Consider the following 15,628-nt stretch of genomic DNA (forward strand, 5'->3'; position numbering starts at 1 on the left):
GCCTTGATCCGGGACAAGGCGGGTCCCGCCGCTTCCGGACTAGTCTGCCCGGATGCTGGAGACACGGATGGATGCGATTCGCAAGGACGTCGCGGCGTTCGCCGTGCGCCCGAACCTGACCGACTACGAGGCCGAGCGCAAGCGCTTCTCCTGGGACGCCGCGCGCGCTGTGCTGGATGGCCTGCCGGGCGGCCAGGGGCTCAACATCGCGCACGAGGCGGTCGATCGTCACGCGAGCGGGCCGCGGGCCGGCAAGCTCGCGCTTCGCTGGCTTGGCCGCAATGGCGAGACCCGCGACGTCAGCTACGCGCAACTGGGCGAACTGACGAGCCGCTTCGCGAATGCGCTGGCCGGGCTCGGCCTCGGCCAGGGCGACCGCGTCTACCTGCTCGCCGGGCGCATCCCGGAGCTCTACGTGGCGCTGCTCGGCGCGCTGAAGCACCGCTGCGTGGTCACGCCGATGTTCTCGGCCTTCGGACCCGAGCCGATCGCGACCCGGATGAACCTCGGCGGCGCGAAGCTGCTGGTCACCACCGCCAGCCTGTACCGCCGCAAGGTCGAGGCGATCCGCGCCGAGATCCCCACGCTCGAGCACGTGCTGCTGGTGCGCGACGAGCCGTCCGAGCTGCCCGCGGGCACCCTCGACCTGGCCGCGCTGCTCGCCGCGGCCGACCCGGGCTACACGATCGGGCCCACCGATCCGCAGGCGCCGGCGCTGCTGCACTTCACCAGCGGCACCACCGGCAAGCCGAAGGGCGCGCTGCACGTGCACGAGGCGGTGGTGGCCCACCACGCCACCGGGCGGCTCGCGCTCGACTTCCACGACGACGACGTCTTCTGGTGCACCGCCGACCCGGGCTGGGTCACCGGCACCTCGTACGGCATCATCGCGCCGCTGTCGAACGGCATCACCCAGATCGTCGACGAGGCCGACTTCGACGCCGAGCGCTGGTACGGCATCCTGGCGAACGAAAGGATCAGCGTCTGGTACACCGCGCCGACCGCGGTGCGGATGATGATGCGCGCCGGGGCCGAAGCCGCGCGCCGCCACGATTTCCCGGCCTTGCGATTCATCGCCAGCGTGGGCGAGCCGCTGAACCCGCAGGCGGTCACCTGGGGCGTCGAGGCCTTCGGCCTGCCGATCCACGACAACTGGTGGCAGACCGAGACCGGCGGCATCATGATCGCCAACTTCGCGGCGCTGGACATCCGGCCGGGCTCGATGGGCAAGCCGCTCCCGGGCATCGACGCGGCGATCGTGCGGCGCCTGCCGGCGGGCGAGGGCGAGGCAGGCGCCGGGGAGGCGGCAGGCGCCGTGGCCCGGGCGGGGGGCGCGTCCCAGCCCGGTCCGCGCGTCGAAGTGCTGACCGAGCCCGGCGTCGAGGGAGAGCTGGCCCTGCGGCGCGGCTGGCCGTCGATGTTCCGCGCCTACCTGAACCAGGACGAGCGCTACGCCCGCTGCTTCGCCGGCGACTGGTACCTGACCGGCGACCTGGCCCGGCGCGACGAGGACGGCTACTTCTGGTTCGTCGGCCGGGCCGACGACATGATCAAGTCCTCCGGCCACCTGATCGGCCCCTTCGAGGTGGAATCGGCGCTGATGGAGCACCCGGCGGTGCACGAGGCCGGCGTGATCGGCAAGCCCGAGCCCACGGTCGGCGAGATCGTCAAGGCCTTCGTCGCGCTGAAGGCGGGCTTCGAGGCCGGCGAGCCGCTGCGTCGCGAGCTGCTCGGCTTCGCGCGCAAGCGGCTCGGCTCGGCAGTGGCGCCCAAGGAGATCGACTTCGTCGCCTCGCTGCCCAAGACCCGCAGCGGGAAGATCATGCGCCGGCTGCTGAAGGCGCGCGAGCTGGGACTGCCCGAAGGCGACACCTCGACGCTGGAGTCGACATGAGCATCGACCGCGACGAGGCCCGCCTGCTGCTGCGGCAGATGATCCGGATCCGGCGCTTCGAGGAGAAGTGCGCCGAGCTCTACAGCGCCGGCAGCATCCGCGGCTTCCTGCACCTGTACATCGGCGAGGAGGCGATCGCGTCGGCGGCGATGCCCGAGCTGCGCGACGACGACAGCGTGCTGGCCACCTATCGCGAGCACGGCCATGCGCTCGCGCGCGGTGTCCCTGCCGGCGCGATCATGGCCGAGATGTTCGGCAAGCAGGAGGGCTGCAGCCGGGGCCGCGGCGGCTCGATGCACCTGTTCGACGCGTCGCGGCGCTTCTTCGGCGGCAGCGCGATCGTCGGCGGCGCGCTGCCGATGACCGTGGGCTTCGCCCTGGCCGAGAAGATGCGCGGCACTGACCGGATCGCCGCCTGCTTCTTCGGCGAGGGCGCCATGGCCGAGGGCGAGTTCCACGAGTCGATGAACCTCGCGGCGCTGTGGAAGCTGCCCGCGCTGTTCCTGTGCGAGAACAACCTGTACGCGATGGGCACCGCGCTGGCGCGCTCCGAGTCGAACACCGACCTGTGCGCCAAGGCGCGCAGCTACGGCCTCGAGGCGGTGTCGGTCGACGGCATGGATCCGCTCGCGGTCCGCGACGCGATGCGCTCGGTCGTGGCGCGCATGCGCGCCGATCGCCTGCCCGCCTTCGTCGAGTTCCGCACCTACCGCTTCCGCGCGCACTCGATGTTCGACGCGGAGCTCTATCGCGACAAGGCCGAGGTCGAGCAGTGGAAGGAGCGCGGCCCGATAGTGAGCTTCACGCGCCAGATGCTCGAGCACGGCGTGCTGGAGCAGGCCGACGTCGACGCGATCGAGCGCGCGGTCGCCGACGAAGTCGCCGACGCGGTCGCGTTCGCCGAGGCCGGAACCTGGGAGCCGATCGAGGACCTGGCGAAGGACGTCTACGCGCGGCCGCCCGGTTCCGCTCCGGTGGTCGCACGCGTCGATGCGGCCAGGGACGAGGCGGCGCCGGCTGCGCCGGCGACCGACGAAGCGCCGCCGCCAGGGCAGCCGAGGAGCGCGCCGAAGACCGTCCGCACCACCTACCGCGATGCGCTGCGCGCCGGCCTGCGCGAGGCGCTCGCGCGCGACCCTCGCGTGTTCCTGATGGGCGAGGACGTCGGCCGCTACGGCGGCAGCTACGCGGTCAGCAAGGGCCTGCTCGAGGAGTTCGGCGAGGACCGGATCCGCGACACGCCGCTGTCCGAGTCGGGCTTCGTCGGCGCCGGCATCGGCGCGGCGCTGAACGGCATGCGCCCGATCGTCGAGGTCATGACGGTGAACTTCAGCCTGCTGGCCGCCGACCAGATCGTGAACAACGCGGCCACGCTGCGCCACATGTCGGGCGGCCAGCTGAACGTGCCGGTCGTGATCCGGATGAGCACCGGCGGCGGGCGGCAACTCGCGGCCCAGCACTCGCACAGCTTCGAGGGCCAGTACGCGCACGTGCCGGGCCTGCGGGTGATCGCGCCGGCCACGCTGGAGGACGCGCGCGGCATGCTGCTGGCCGCGCTGCAGGAGCCGGATCCGGTGCTGGTGTTCGAGCACGCGATGCTGCTCGGCATGGAGGGCGAGCTGGCCGAGGACGCGGGCGCGGTCGACATCGACCATGCGGCGGTGCGGCGCGAGGGCCGCGACCTGAGCCTGATCACCTACGGCGGGTCGCTGCACAAGTGCATGGCCGCTGCCGAGCAGCTCGCGGGCGAGGGCATCGAGGCCGAGGTGCTCGACCTTCGCACGCTGCGCCCGCTCGACGCCGACGCGATCGTGGCCACGGTGAGCAAGACCCGTCGCGCGGTGATCGTCGACGAGGGCTGGAAGACCGGCAGCCTGGCGGGCGAGATCGTGGCGCTGCTGGTCGAGCGCGCCTTCTACGAGCTCGACGCGCCTATCGCCCGGGTGTGTACCGCGGAAGTGCCGATCCCGTATCCGAAGCATCTCGAGGACGCGGCGCTGCCGCAGGTCGAGCGCATCGTGGCGGCCGCGCGCGAGGCGGTGGGACGATGAGCGAGGCGCCCATGCCGTTGAACGAGGCGATGCCCCGATGATCGAGTTCCGCATGCCCTCGCTGGGCGCCGACATGGAGGACGGCACGCTGGTCGAGTGGCGCGTGTCGCCGGGCGACGCGGTCGAGCGCGGCCAGGTCGTTTGCGTGGTCGACACGCAGAAGGGCGCGATCGACGTCGAGACCTGGGAGGCCGGCACGGTGGCCCGGCTGGTGGCCGCGCCCGGCGAAAAGCTGCCCGTCGGCGCGCCGCTGGCCCTGCTCGCCGAGGGCGGCGAGGACTGGCAGGCGGTGGCCGCGGCCACGAGCGGTCAGGCCGCCGCGAAGGCGGCGCAGGCCGAGGTGCAGCGAATGCCGGCGGCAGGCGCCCCGCCCGCCGACGCCGGGCGGCCGCAGGCCCGGCCGGACCTTGGCGCCTCCCCGCCGCCCGGGCTGCCGCCGCGCGCCTCGCCCGCCGCGCGCCGGCGCGCGGCCGAACTCGGCGTGGACCTCGCTGCGCTGGCCGCGAACCTGGCCGGCGCGCCGATAAGGATCGAGGACGTCGAGCGCGCGGCCGGCGAGGCGGCCGGCCCGACCTCGGCGAGCGCTCCGACCGGGGGGCCGGTCGAGGGGCCGCCCGAAGCGCCGTCCGCGCCTTCGCCGGCCCGCGCGCCGCAGCAGGCGATGCGCGACGCGATCGCCGCCGCGATGGCGCGCTCCAATCGGGAGATCCCGCACTACTACCTCGGCGCCGAGATCGACGTCGAGGCCTCGCTCGCCTGGCTCGAGGCCTTCAACGCCGGCCGTCCGCCCGCGGAGCGGGTGCTGTTCGTGGCGCTGGTGCTGCGCGCGATCGCGCAGGCGCTGCGCGAGGTGCCGGACCTGAACGGCAGCTACGTCGACGGGCACTTCCGGCGCTCCGAGGCGATCCACATCGGCGTGGTGACCGCGCTGCGAGGCGGCGGGCTCGTGGTGCCGGCGGTCCACGACGTCGACCGGCTCGAGCCGCCGGCGCTGATGGCGGTGCTGCGCGACGTGCTGTCGCGCGCGCGAAGCGGTCAGCTGCGCAGCTCCGACCTGGCCGACTCCACGATCACCGTGTCGAACATGGGCGACCTGGGCGTCGAGACCGTGTACGGCGTGATCTATCCGCCGCAGGTCGCGCTGGTCGGGCTCGGCCGCGTCGCGGCGCGGCCGGTGGTGCGCGACGGCGCGGTCGTCGCTGCCCGCACGATGCACGTCACGCTGTCGGGCGACCACCGGGTGACCGACGGCCTGGTCGGCGCGCGATTCCTGTCGGCGCTGCGCGAGCGCCTGGAAAGGCCGGAGGCCGCATGAACACCCGCGACGAGATCCGGCAGGTCGTCGTCGACAGCATCCTCGCGTTCGCGCCCGAGGCCGACTTCGACGCGCTCGATCCGGGCCGCCCCTTCCGCGACGAGCTCGACATCGACTCCTTCGACTTCCTGAACCTGATCGTCGCGTTGCACGAGAAGCTGGGCGTCGACATTCCCGAGGCCGACTACGGCAAGGTGCTCACGCTCGATGCGATGCTCGACTACCTCGAGGCGCGGCTCGGCGCGCGCTGAGCGCGCGCCCTCGCCCAGTTTCACGCCGACACCGCTGCGCTCCAACGACCGGCCACCCGACGCATGCCCGCCCTGCTGACCGACCTCTACCAGCTCACCATGATGCAGGCCTACCTCGAGGAGGGGATGGCCGACACCGCGGTCTTCGAGCTGTTCGTCCGGAAGCTGCCGCCCGAGCGCAACTTCCTGGTCGCGGCGGGCCTCGAGCAGGCTCTGGACTTCCTCGAGACGCTGTCCTTCTCGGAGCAGGACCTCGAATGGCTTGCCGGGCAGGGCTTCCCGAAGCGCTTCGTCGACAGCCTTCGCGAATTCCGCTTCACCGGCGACGTCGACGCGATGCCCGAGGGCACGGTGTTCTTCCCCGACGAGCCGGTGCTGCGGGTGACCGCGCCGCTGCCGCAGGCGCAGTACGTGGAGAGCCGGCTGCTGAACATCGTCCACTTCCAGACGCTGATCGCGTCGAAGGCCGCGCGCGTGGTGCTCGCTGCGCGGGGCCGGCAGCTGGTCGACTTCGGCATGCGCCGCGCGCACGGCGCCGAGGCCGCCTTGTTCGCGGCGCGCGCCGCCTGGCTGGCAGGCTTCGACGCGACCGCCACCGCCGAGGCCGGCCGTCTGTGGGGCATTCCGGTGCGCGGCACGATGGCCCACTCCTTCGTGCAGGCGCACCCGAGCGAGGCCGGCGCCTTCGAGGCCTTCGCGCGGGCGCGGCCCCAGCGGCCGGTGCTGCTGGTCGACACCTGGGACACCGAGGCGGCGGTCGCGAAGGCGATCGCGCTGGCGCCGAAGCTGGCCGCCGACGGCATCGCGATCGGCGGCGTGCGGCTCGACAGCGGCGACCTGGCCGCGCACGCGCGGGCGGTGCGGGCGATGCTCGACGATGCCGGCCTGCGCGAAACGATCGTGTTCGCCAGCGGCAACCTCGACGAGTACCGGATCGCGCGGCTGCTCGCCGACGCGGCGCCGATCGACGGCTTCGGCGTCGGCACCGCACTCGACGTGTCGGCCGACGCGCCGGCACTCGACGCGGTCTACAAGCTGCAGGCCTACGCCGGCGTCGCGCGCCGCAAGCGCTCCGAGGGCAAGGCGACCTGGCCGGGCGCGAAGCAGGTGTGGCGAAGCTTCGACGCGAACGGCACGGCGGTCGGCGACACGGTCAGGTTGATCCACGAGACGGCGGGCCAGGCGGCCGAGGCGAGGCCGGCGGCCGGCCCGGGAGCCGGAGAACCGGACGCGGGAGCGGCCGGCGGAAGCGCTGCCGACTGGCCGCTGTTGCAGCCGGCAATGCGCGGCGGCAGGCGGGTCGGGTCCGCGCCCACGCTGCAGGCGGCGCGCGAGCGCTGCGCCAGCCAGCTGGCCAGCTTGCCGGCCGCGACCCGTTCCCTGGAGAAGGCCGAGGTCCCCTATCCGGTCGAGATCTCCGAGGCACTTCGCGCGCTCGCGCGCGAGATCGACGCCAGCCCCCACTGAGGCGATGCGATCGTGACGGCCCGCTGGGAGCACTACGAGCATGGCGCCGACATCGGCGTGCGCGGCTACGGCGAGACGCTGGCCGCCGCGTTCGAGCAGGCCGCGCTCGCGATGACCGCGGTGATCGCCGACCCTGCGGGCATCGACCCGCGCGAGGCGGTCGACATCGAATGCGAGGCGCCCGACCCCGAGCTGCTGCTGGCCGAATGGCTGAACGCGATCGTCTACGAGATGGCGGTGCGCAGGATGCTGTTCGGTCGGTTCGAGGTGAGCATCGACGGCCCGCGGCTGAAGGCCCGCGCCTTCGGCGAGCCCACTTCGGTTGCCCGCCATGGCCCGGCGGTCGAGGTCAAGGGCGCCACCTACACGAGCCTGCGCGTGACGCGCACCGACGACGGCGGATGGCTCGCGCAGACCGTCGTGGACGTATGACATGAACGCAAAGGACCTGATCCAGCGCGGCCCCTGCGAATGGGAGCTGCCGATGAGCGGAAAGATGCGGGTGCCCGGGCTGATCTACGGCAGCCGGGCGCTCGTCGAGGCGATGGACGACAAGGTGTTCGAGCAGACGGCCAACGTGGCCACGCTGCCCGGCATCGTCAAGGCCGCCTTCGCGATGCCCGACGCCCACTGGGGCTACGGCTTCCCGATCGGCGGCGTGGCCGCCTTCGACCCGGCGCAGGGCGGCGTGGTGTCGGCCGGCGGCGTGGGCTTCGATGTTTCCTGCGGCGTGCGATGCCTGCTGACCGGCCTGCGCCGCGAGGACGTGATGGCGGTGCAGAAGCCGCTGGCCGACGCGCTGTTCGAGCGGATTCCGGCCGGCGTGGGCAGCACCGGCGCGATCCGGCTCAGCGCCGAGCGTATGGACGCGATGCTGGCCGGCGGCGCGAAGTGGGCGGTGGCGCAGGGCTGGGGCAGCGAGGCCGACCTCGACCGGATCGAGGAGCACGGCCAGATGCTGCACGCGAAGCCCGGCAACGTTTCCGATTTCGCCAAGCGCCGCCAGCGCGACGAGATGGGCACGCTGGGCAGCGGCAACCACTACCTGGAGGTGCAGGAGGTCGCCGAGATCCACGACGCGGCGATCGCCGACGCCTACGGCCTGAAGGCCGGCGAGGTCGTCGTGATGATCCACTGCGGCTCGCGCGGGCTGGGCCACCAGATCGGCACCGAGTTCCTGAAGAAGATGGCGATCGCAGCCCCAGGCTTCGGCCTGACGCTGCCCGATCGCGAACTGGCCTGCGCGCCGATCGAGTCCGACCTCGGGCAGGAGTACCTGGGCGCGATGCGCGCCGCGATCAACTGCGCGCTGGCCAATCGGCAGATCCTGACGCACCTGGTGCGCGAGGTGTTCGCGGAGATCCTGCCGGCCGCCCGGATGCCGCTGCTGTACGACGTTTCGCACAACACCTGCAAGACCGAGACCCACCGGATCGACGGCAAGGAGAAGACCCTCCACGTGCACCGCAAGGGCGCGACGCGCGCCTTCGGGCCCGGCCATCCGGAACTGCCCGAGCCGCTGCGCAAGGTCGGCCAGCCGGTGCTGATCGGCGGCTCGATGGGCACCGGCTCCTGGGTGCTGGCCGGCACCACGGCGTCCGAGTCGCTGGCCTTCTCGTCGGCCTGCCACGGCGCTGGCCGGGCGATGAGCCGCAACAAGGCCGCCTCGCAGTGGCGCGGCCGACAGGTGGTCGACGAGCTCGCGGGGCGCGGCATCCTGATCCGCAGCCCGTCGCAGCGCGGCATCGCCGAGGAGGCGCCGGGGGCCTACAAGGACGTGGTCGAGGTGGTCGACGCGGCCGACGAGGCCGGCCTCGCGCGCAAGGTGGCGCGGATGCTGCCGCTGGTCTGCGTCAAGGGCTGAGCCTGCGCCGCTTCTGCAAATGGATCGCTCGGCGACAGTGAGCGCTCACGACGAACTCCTCGTCGTGCTGGCCGGCGACGTGATGACCGGCCGGGGCATCGACCAGGCCTTCGCCCGGCACGACTCGCCGGAGCTCTACGAGCCCTGGGTGCGCGACGCGCGCGAGTACCTGCGGCTGGCCGAGGAGGCCAACGGCCCGTTGCCCAGGCCGATCGATCACGACTGGGTCTGGGGCGACGCGCTGGCCGAGCTCGCGCGCGTGCGCCCCGACGTCCGGATCGTGAACCTGGAGACCGCGATCACCACGGCCGACCGGCCCTGGCCGGGCAAGGGCATCCATTACCGGATGCACCCGGCCAACGTGGGTCTGCTGGCACGGGCCGGCATCGACGCGTGCGTGCTCGCGAACAATCACGTGATGGACTGGGGGCGCGAAGGGCTCTCGGAAACGCTGGCCGTGCTGGCCGGGGCCGGCGTGCGCACGGCCGGGGCCGGGGCCGACGCGGATGCGGCGAACGCGCCGGCGGTCCATCCGCTGCCCGGCGGCGGGCGGCTGCTGGTCTTCGCGGCGGCCACCCGCAGCAGCGGTGTTCCGGCGGACTGGGCGGCGACAGCCGCCGGCCCAGGCGTGGCGCTGGTGACGCTCGACGACCGATCGGCCGACGCGCTCGCCGCCCGGATCGCGGGGCACCGCCGCGCGGGCGATCGGGTCGTCGTGTCGCTGCACTGGGGCGAGAACTGGGTGGCCAGGGTTCCCGACGCGCATCGCGCCTTCGCGCGGCGGCTGGTCGACGCCGGCGCCGCCGACGTCGTTCACGGCCACTCCTCCCATCACCCGCTGCCGATCGAGGTGCATCGCGGCAAGCCGATCCTGTACGGCTGCGGCGACCTGATCAACGACTACGAGGGCATCGGGCCGCGTGGCGAGCTGCGCTCGGATGTCGGCTGCCTCTATTTCGCCAGGCTCGCGCGGCAGGACGGCATGCTGCTGGACCTGCGGATCGTTCCGTACCGGCTGCGCCGCTTCCGGCTGTCGACGCCCGATGCGGACGCGACCGGCTGGCTCGAGCGCCTGCTGACCGATGGCGGTCGCGAGTTGGGTACCTCGCTGCTACGCGATCCCGACGGAGGCTGGCGGCTGGCCTGGCAGTCGTGAACCGGCCGCGCCTCCGGGCCGGCCTGCCGGCGCGCAGCCGGTGGCCTCGAAGCGAGGCCCGTTTCCGCGCTCAGCCCGGCGAGTGCTTGCCGACCGACACCCGCTTGGCCTGCACACCCTCGGCGTCGTAGTCCTCGATGAACTGGACCTCCATGCCGGGCTCGAGCGCCTCGAAGGCGGGCGTGACGACGTTGAACGACGAGAAGTACAGCTCGCTGCCGTCGGCCTTCTCGATGAAGCCGAAGCCCTCTGCCGCCACCAGGCGCGCGATCCGGCCGAGTTGCGGCTGGTCGTGCTGCTTCACGTCTCCGCGGACCTGCCGGGTCTGTTCCTCGAGCCAGCGCTGCGCCGCGTCGAAGGCGTCGCGCAGCGCCACGTAGACATCCTCGTGGTGCTCGCGGGTGGTGGCGAATTCGTGCCCCGGCACGTGAAGGTCGATGCGCACGTTGAAGTGCCTGCCCTGCTGGTGGTGCAGCCGCTCCTCCTCGAGCACGACCCGGCAGCTGATCAGTGCCTGGTAGAAGGCCTCGAGCTTGTCGACCCGGTCGCGGATCGCGGCTTCGACCGCGTCGGACGAGGCCATGTGTCGGAAGGTGATCTGAAGCGGAACCTGTGGCATGCGAATGCTCCTGTGCGATGAGTCGGGGCGCTCAGCGGTCCCGGCGCCAGCGCGCGCGGAACAGGTCCTGGGCCTTGTTGTAGTGGAGGTCCAGCGTGCCCTTCCAGGCGTCGTGCAGCGCGTCGGCGATGCGCCGGGCGACGTGCGCCGAGGTCGTCGTCACGGTCGTGGTGCCGCCCTCGTCCTCGATCGCCATGATCCGCTCGAGCGGGTGCTCGGCCTTCTCGGCGGCTTCGCGGTTCTTCACCAGGTTCAGGATCTCTTCGCGGTGCTTCGCGTAGAAGTCGCCTTCGATCGTGAGGTAGCCGGCCGGGAAGCGATCGTGGATGCGCTGGCAGGCCGGGCAGCGCGTCTTGTGCGCGGACGCGTCGGCCGCGCCCCAGGTCCAGCGGCCGCCGTGCCAGACTGCGCCGCAGTCGGAACAGACGGTGGGCTCGGGAAGCTTGCCCTTCGTGCGGTAGGCGTCGTGGACGCGCTCCGGGCGGAGCTGGTCGTGGCGCTGCGAGGCGGGAGGATTGGTCGATTCGTTCATGGTCGTCTTCCGGTGCTCGGCCCCGCGTCAGGGCCAGATCGAGTAATGGTGCGCGCCCGGCGCGAGCCGGTCGAGCCGGCGGGCCGCGTCGAGCATGACCCGCGCGGCGAAGGTCGCCGGGTCGAAGCGCGCCTCGAGGAGAAGCGCCTGGTGGCCGCCGCTGCGCGCGCTGCCGATCCGCTCGAGCACGACGCCGTGAGAGGCCTTGTCCACCTCGGCCAGGTCGTCGACCTCGAAGACCTCGGTTTCTTCCCCGGCGAACAGCGGGTCGGCTGCGAAGGCCTCGCGCACCGCGTCGATCGAGGCGCCCTTGCGCAGCTGCACGTACACGTAGCGCTTGAGGTTGCCGGCGGCGTCGCGCTGTTCGGTGCCCAGCGCGTCGGCCACCCCGGGCACCAGCCGCGCGGCCTCGGTGTGGTGAAGGCTCGTTGCGGGCCGGTCGCGCGACTCCGTGTTGCCGTCGGGGATCAGGGTCTCGAAGGCGCCGCGCAGCAGCGGCAGCACGCCCGGGTCCCAGCCGGCGCCGACCACCGCTGGCACCCGGTGGCGGTGGGCGGCCTCGCCGACCGTCTCGTAGTGGTCCTGCAGCGCGCGGCCTTCGAGCCCCGCGCATTCGACGATCGGCAGGCCCTGCTGCAGCAGGTCGCGCGCCACGTCGGTGGCGACGCCCGGGGGCACGCAGAGCAACGCGGCATCGGGCCGCTGCGGCAGGTCGCGCGGATGGGCGACGACGGGGTGACGCCGCGACTCGGCGGGCGGGCGGCCGGCCTCGACGACGATCCCGACGACCCGCAGGTCCTCGGCCCCCTCCGCCTGCGCGACGCAGGCGCGACCGAGGCGGCCGTATCCGACGATGGCGATGCCGATCTTCTTCATGCCTGCGAATCTGCTCGCGAGCGGTCAGGCTCGCGTTGACGGGCATCAACGCTCGCGTTGACAGGCATCAACGCTTGCGCCGAAAGGCATCGACAGCAGGTTCAGGCATCCTGGTTCCGGGCTCTCGCGGGTCGCGCGATCCCCCTGCGGCGGCTAAGATGGGCCTGCGATCTGGAGGAAGCACGACATGACGCAAAACAACCCGACCACGCCAGCCGAGTACGACGAGACCCGGATCATCAAGCGCCCGGACGGCTTCTGGTGGCAGGCGCGCGACGGCGGCCGCGATTACGGCCCCTTCCCCAGCCTGATGGAGGCGGTCGCCGACATGCAGGCGGCCGATGACCTGGAGGGCGGCGACGACGTCGCCGACGTTGCCGACGCGGTCCACGAGGCCGAGGACGTGCTGGGCGTGCCCGACTGGATCGACCCCGAGACCGGCCAGCTGGCCGACGACGAGCGCACGCGCACCGAGGACCACTGAACGTGCAGGGGCCGATCCCGTACATGCAGCGCACGCGCGACTGGTACCTCGCGCTCGGCTACGGCAATCCCTACGAGTGGGCGCATCACGACGACGCGCCCTACCGGCCGCTGCGAAAGCCGCTGGCCGAATGCCGGGTCGCTCTGGTGACCACCGCGGCGCCCTACCAGCCGGACAAGGGGCCGCAGGGCCCCGGCGCGCCCTACAACGCCGCCGCCAAGTTCTACCAGGTCTATTCGGGCGACACCTCGCGCGATCACGACCTGCGGATCGCGCACGTGGGCATCGACCGCAAGAACGCGAACATGGAGGACGCCGGCTGCTGGTTCCCGCTGAAGGCGCTGCGCGACGCCGCGCGCGCCGGGCGGATCGGCGGGCTCGCGCCGCGCTTCCACGGCGCGCCGACCAACCGCAGCCAGCGGCACACGATCGAGGTCGACGCGCCCGAGATCGTCGCGCGCTGCCTGGAAGACGGCGCCGACGCGGCGATCCTGGTGCCGAACTGCCCGGTCTGCCACCAGACGGTATCGCTCGTGGCGCGGCAACTCGAGGCCGCCGGCATCGCCACCGTCGTGATGGGGACCGCGAAGGACATCGTCGAGCACTGCGGCGTGCCGCGCCTGTTGTTCAGCGACTTCCCGCTCGGGAACGCGGCGGGGCGGCCGAACGACCCCGCTTCGCAGGCGCTCACGCTGGAGTTGGCGCTCGGGCTGCTGGAGTCGGCACCGGGGCCCCGCACGACCCTGCAGTCGCCGCTGCGCTGGAGCGACGATGCCGACTGGAAGCTCGACTACTGCAACGTCGACCGGGTGCCGGCCGACGAGATCGCCCGCCTGCGGGCCGAGAACGAGCGCGCCAGGGAGATCGCGCGCTCCATCCGGGAGACGCCGCAGGCGGCCGAAAGCTGACGAACGGCAGGAACCGGGGTGTCGGTCGGCGACCTCCGCGGCTCCCGAGGGGCTGACGCCGGCCGTTCTCCGGCAGTACACTCCGGGCTGTCGAGGGGTCCGCCGCACACAGGGTCCCGGAGGAGTCGACCATGCGTCCCATCAGTTTCGCGATTCTCGCCGCCGGCCTCGCACTCGCCGCCGTCCAGGCGCCGGCGTTCGCCGCCGACGAGGAGCCGGTCCAGATCGCCAGCTTCAACCCGCACAACTTCAAGTTCCCGGCGGGCACGTATCGCTGCGATTTGAACCGCCAGGTTCTCGTCCGCGAGGTTTCGCCCGACATGCAGTCGGCGGTGGTCAACTGGAACAAGCGCGACTACACGCTGCGCGCGGTGAACGCCCGCAGCGGCGCATTGCGCTACGAAGATACCGTGTCGGGCCTGACCTGGCTGGTGATCGTCGGCAAGTCGATGCTGCTCGACACCAAGCAGGGCAAGCAGCTGGCCAACGACTGCAAGGTCTGATCGGCCGCGGCGGGCTTCGTTCGCGAGGCCCTGCCGCTCACTTCCCGCTGCTGCCCGGCGGCAGCAGCGTCCGGGTTTCACGGTAGATCCCGCCGGACTCCACGCTGCCTTCCACCGTTCCCTCGCCTCGCACCCGCGCCTCGCAGTCGGCGCGGTCGGCCTCGGGCAGCGCCGCGCAGCGCCGCAGCGCATTCTCCAGGTACTCCGATGGCGGCGTCGGGTCGGCGAGCAGCCCCCGGCGGGCCTCGGCGCGGGCGGCCGCCGCCTCGCGCAGGCAGTCGGCCCGGTCCTGGTGGGTCAGGCCGGCCAGGCAGAAGGTGCGCTCGCGCTGGTAGCGGGCCTCGATCTCGGCGGCCCGCGCGTCGGGGGCAGCGGCGGACGGCCCGGCGGCGGCGAGGTTCGCCGCCAGGCCGGCGGCGAGCGCGAACGAGGCCACCGCGAGCCCGTTCTGCCGGTTTCGGAACGCAATCATCTTCCATCGCTCCCGTCGGTCTCGTTGGCCGCGCGCGTTGCGGGCCCCACGGGTTAGTCTCGCTGATCGGCGCGCACGCGCAAAGCCCGGCGCGGACATTCCCCCGACGACGACCCCGATGATTCGCCAGCTACGCGATCTGTTCCCGGCCGCGGCCGTTCCCGGCGTGCTGACCGCCGTCACCATCGCGCTGGCCGCGAGCTTCCTGGCCGAGCGTTACGACGGCCCTCAGTTGTTGTTCGCCCTGCTCTTCGGGATGGCGTTCAACTTCGCCGCCGAAGGCCCGCGCGTGAAGGCGGGCATCGATTTCGCCTCGAAGAAGATCCTGCGCTTCGGCGTGGCCCTGCTCGGCGCGCGCATCGGCCTCGAGCAGATCGCCGCGCTCGGCGCCGCGCCGGCGGCCATCGTCGTCGTCGCGGTCGTCGGCACGATCCTGTTCGGCTGGCTGCTGGCGCGGCTGCTGCGCCGGCAGGCCGCCGACGGCCTGCTGACCGGCGGCGCGGTCGCGATCTGCGGGGCCTCGGCCGCGCTGGCCATCTCGGCGGTGCTGCCGCAGGGCAAGGACCAGCAGCGGTTCACGCTGCTCACGGTGGTCGGGGTGACCACGCTGTCCACCGTGGCGATGGTGCTGTACCCGCTGATCGCCGAGTCGCTCGGGCTCGATGCGCGCGGGGCGGCGGTGTTCCTCGGCGGCTCGATCCACGACGTCGCGCAGGTCGTGGGCGCCGGCTTCATGATCTCGCCGGAGGTCGGCGACGGTGCCACGCTGGTCAAGCTGCTGCGGGTCGCGATGCTGGTGCCGGTCGTGGTGATCTTCGCGCAGCTCTATCGTGGCGCGGGCGGCGCCGAAGGCGCGGCGCGGCCGCCGCTGCTGCCCGGCTTCCTTTTGGCCTTCATCGCGCTGGTGGTGCTGAACAGCCTGGGCGTGGTGCCGAAGCCGGCGGCTGCATGGCTGGGCGACCTGTCCCGCTGGTGCCTGGTGGTGGCGATCGCCGCCCTCGGCGTGAAGACCTCGTTCCGGCAGCTCGCCGAGCTGGGCTGGCAGCCGGTCGTGATGATCGTCGGCGAGACGCTGTTCATCGCGGCGGTCGTGCTGGGCGGCGTGCTGCTGATCCGCTGAGTCGTCGCGTCCTTGCGCGCCGGACCCGTCGAAGGCGGCCCGCGGCTCGCGGGCTGTTTAGACTTGCGATTCCACCCCGGCCACCCGTCGGGGCACGCAGAACGAAGGCACAGGAG

The 15,628-nt window shown here is 72.6% G+C and carries 15 protein-coding genes and 2 pseudogenes; 13 read left to right on the forward strand and 4 right to left on the reverse strand.

What is annotated here, in order from left to right:
* The first annotated feature begins 67 nt into the window (after positions 1-67).
* The 9 genes and pseudogenes from acsA (at position 68) to M6I34_RS12245 (ending at position 9,998) form a co-directional block, all read left to right on the forward strand.
* A complete protein-coding gene (gene acsA / locus M6I34_RS12210; RefSeq protein ID WP_272485948.1) occupies positions 68-1,894 on the forward strand; it encodes an acetate--CoA ligase in 1,827 nt (608 codons plus the stop codon).
* Positions 1,891-2,859, forward strand: a pseudogene (pdhA, locus tag M6I34_RS18275) (pyruvate dehydrogenase (acetyl-transferring) E1 component subunit alpha); the annotation flags it as partial. The gene acsA and the pseudogene pdhA, both read left to right, overlap by 4 nt.
* Positions 2,860-2,988: 129 nt before the next feature.
* Positions 2,989-3,945, forward strand: a pseudogene (locus tag M6I34_RS18280) (alpha-ketoacid dehydrogenase subunit beta); the annotation flags it as partial.
* Between the two features lie 37 nt (positions 3,946-3,982).
* Positions 3,983-5,260, forward strand: coding sequence for a dihydrolipoamide acetyltransferase family protein (locus M6I34_RS12220; RefSeq protein WP_272485950.1), 1,278 nt, complete (start codon positions 3,983-3,985; stop codon positions 5,258-5,260).
* Positions 5,257-5,511, forward strand: coding sequence for an acyl carrier protein (locus M6I34_RS12225; RefSeq protein WP_272485951.1), 255 nt, complete (start codon positions 5,257-5,259; stop codon positions 5,509-5,511). Before M6I34_RS12220 ends, M6I34_RS12225 begins: the two co-directional genes overlap by 4 nt.
* A gap of 63 nt (positions 5,512-5,574) precedes the next feature.
* A complete protein-coding gene (locus tag M6I34_RS12230) occupies positions 5,575-6,978 on the forward strand; it encodes a nicotinate phosphoribosyltransferase (RefSeq protein ID WP_272485952.1) in 1,404 nt (467 codons plus the stop codon).
* Between the two features lie 12 nt (positions 6,979-6,990).
* Positions 6,991-7,410, forward strand: a complete 420-nt coding sequence (locus M6I34_RS12235) for an archease (RefSeq protein WP_272485953.1) — start codon at positions 6,991-6,993, stop codon at positions 7,408-7,410.
* A 1-nt stretch (position 7,411) separates the two neighbouring features.
* Complete coding sequence (locus M6I34_RS12240; RefSeq protein ID WP_272485954.1) at positions 7,412-8,842, forward strand: RtcB family protein; 1,431 nt, start codon at positions 7,412-7,414, stop codon at positions 8,840-8,842.
* A 37-nt stretch (positions 8,843-8,879) separates the two neighbouring features.
* Complete coding sequence (locus M6I34_RS12245) at positions 8,880-9,998, forward strand: CapA family protein (protein ID WP_272485955.1); 1,119 nt, start codon at positions 8,880-8,882, stop codon at positions 9,996-9,998.
* Between the two features lie 70 nt (positions 9,999-10,068).
* Here M6I34_RS12245 and M6I34_RS12250 read toward each other — a convergent pair whose 3' ends face one another.
* Genes M6I34_RS12250 through M6I34_RS12260 form a run of 3 tightly spaced genes read right to left on the reverse strand, consistent with a single transcriptional unit; the run spans position 10,069 to position 12,025 of the window.
* On the reverse strand, positions 10,069-10,617 hold the full coding sequence (locus M6I34_RS12250; RefSeq protein ID WP_272485956.1) for an HPF/RaiA family ribosome-associated protein: 549 nt from the start codon (positions 10,615-10,617) through the stop codon (positions 10,069-10,071).
* A 31-nt stretch (positions 10,618-10,648) separates the two neighbouring features.
* The gene (locus M6I34_RS12255) at positions 10,649-11,149 is read right to left on the reverse strand and encodes a BCAM0308 family protein (protein ID WP_272485957.1); all 501 of its coding nucleotides are present in this window, start codon (positions 11,147-11,149) and stop codon (positions 10,649-10,651) included.
* Positions 11,150-11,176: 27 nt separating this feature from the next.
* Positions 11,177-12,025, reverse strand: a complete 849-nt coding sequence (locus M6I34_RS12260) for a Gfo/Idh/MocA family oxidoreductase (protein ID WP_272485958.1) — start codon at positions 12,023-12,025, stop codon at positions 11,177-11,179.
* A gap of 187 nt (positions 12,026-12,212) precedes the next feature.
* Between M6I34_RS12260 and M6I34_RS12265 the strand changes: the two genes are divergently transcribed.
* From M6I34_RS12265 to M6I34_RS12275, 3 genes are all read left to right on the forward strand, one after another.
* Positions 12,213-12,509, forward strand: coding sequence for a hypothetical protein (locus M6I34_RS12265; protein WP_272485959.1), 297 nt, complete (start codon positions 12,213-12,215; stop codon positions 12,507-12,509).
* Between the two features lie 2 nt (positions 12,510-12,511).
* Positions 12,512-13,417 (forward strand): glycine/sarcosine/betaine reductase selenoprotein B family protein, encoded by a 906-nt coding sequence (locus tag M6I34_RS12270; RefSeq protein WP_272485960.1) that lies wholly within the window; start codon positions 12,512-12,514, stop codon positions 13,415-13,417.
* A 131-nt stretch (positions 13,418-13,548) separates the two neighbouring features.
* Entirely contained in the window at positions 13,549-13,920 is a 372-nt protein-coding gene (locus M6I34_RS12275; protein ID WP_272485961.1) for an MliC family protein, read from the forward strand.
* Between the two features lie 37 nt (positions 13,921-13,957).
* Here M6I34_RS12275 and M6I34_RS12280 read toward each other — a convergent pair whose 3' ends face one another.
* Positions 13,958-14,392, reverse strand: coding sequence for a hypothetical protein (locus M6I34_RS12280; protein WP_272485962.1), 435 nt, complete (start codon positions 14,390-14,392; stop codon positions 13,958-13,960).
* A 118-nt stretch (positions 14,393-14,510) separates the two neighbouring features.
* Between M6I34_RS12280 and M6I34_RS12285 the strand changes: the two genes are divergently transcribed.
* Entirely contained in the window at positions 14,511-15,512 is a 1,002-nt protein-coding gene (locus tag M6I34_RS12285; protein WP_272485963.1) for a YeiH family protein, read from the forward strand.
* Positions 15,513-15,628 lie beyond the last annotated feature (116 nt).

The organism is Zeimonas sediminis (assembly GCF_023721795.1).
In the GTDB taxonomy this organism is placed as follows: Bacteria; Pseudomonadota; Gammaproteobacteria; order Burkholderiales; family Burkholderiaceae_E; genus Zeimonas; species Zeimonas sediminis.

Coding starts and splice junctions, on each gene's coding strand:
- acsA (WP_272485948.1), top strand. CDS start 68: ATGGATGCGATTCGCAAGGACGTCGCGGCGTTCGCCGTGCGCCCGAAC.
- M6I34_RS12220 (WP_272485950.1), top strand. CDS start 3,983: ATGATCGAGTTCCGCATGCCCTCGCTGGGCGCCGACATGGAGGACGGC.
- M6I34_RS12225 (WP_272485951.1), top strand. CDS start 5,257: ATGAACACCCGCGACGAGATCCGGCAGGTCGTCGTCGACAGCATCCTC.
- M6I34_RS12230 (WP_272485952.1), top strand. CDS start 5,575: ATGCCCGCCCTGCTGACCGACCTCTACCAGCTCACCATGATGCAGGCC.
- M6I34_RS12240 (WP_272485954.1), top strand. CDS start 7,412: ATGAACGCAAAGGACCTGATCCAGCGCGGCCCCTGCGAATGGGAGCTG.
- M6I34_RS12250 (WP_272485956.1), bottom strand. CDS start 10,617: ATGCCACAGGTTCCGCTTCAGATCACCTTCCGACACATGGCCTCGTCC.
- M6I34_RS12255 (WP_272485957.1), bottom strand. CDS start 11,149: ATGAACGAATCGACCAATCCTCCCGCCTCGCAGCGCCACGACCAGCTC.
- M6I34_RS12260 (WP_272485958.1), bottom strand. CDS start 12,025: ATGAAGAAGATCGGCATCGCCATCGTCGGATACGGCCGCCTCGGTCGC.
- M6I34_RS12265 (WP_272485959.1), top strand. CDS start 12,213: ATGACGCAAAACAACCCGACCACGCCAGCCGAGTACGACGAGACCCGG.
- M6I34_RS12275 (WP_272485961.1), top strand. CDS start 13,549: ATGCGTCCCATCAGTTTCGCGATTCTCGCCGCCGGCCTCGCACTCGCC.
- M6I34_RS12280 (WP_272485962.1), bottom strand. CDS start 14,392: ATGATTGCGTTCCGAAACCGGCAGAACGGGCTCGCGGTGGCCTCGTTC.
- M6I34_RS12285 (WP_272485963.1), top strand. CDS start 14,511: ATGATTCGCCAGCTACGCGATCTGTTCCCGGCCGCGGCCGTTCCCGGC.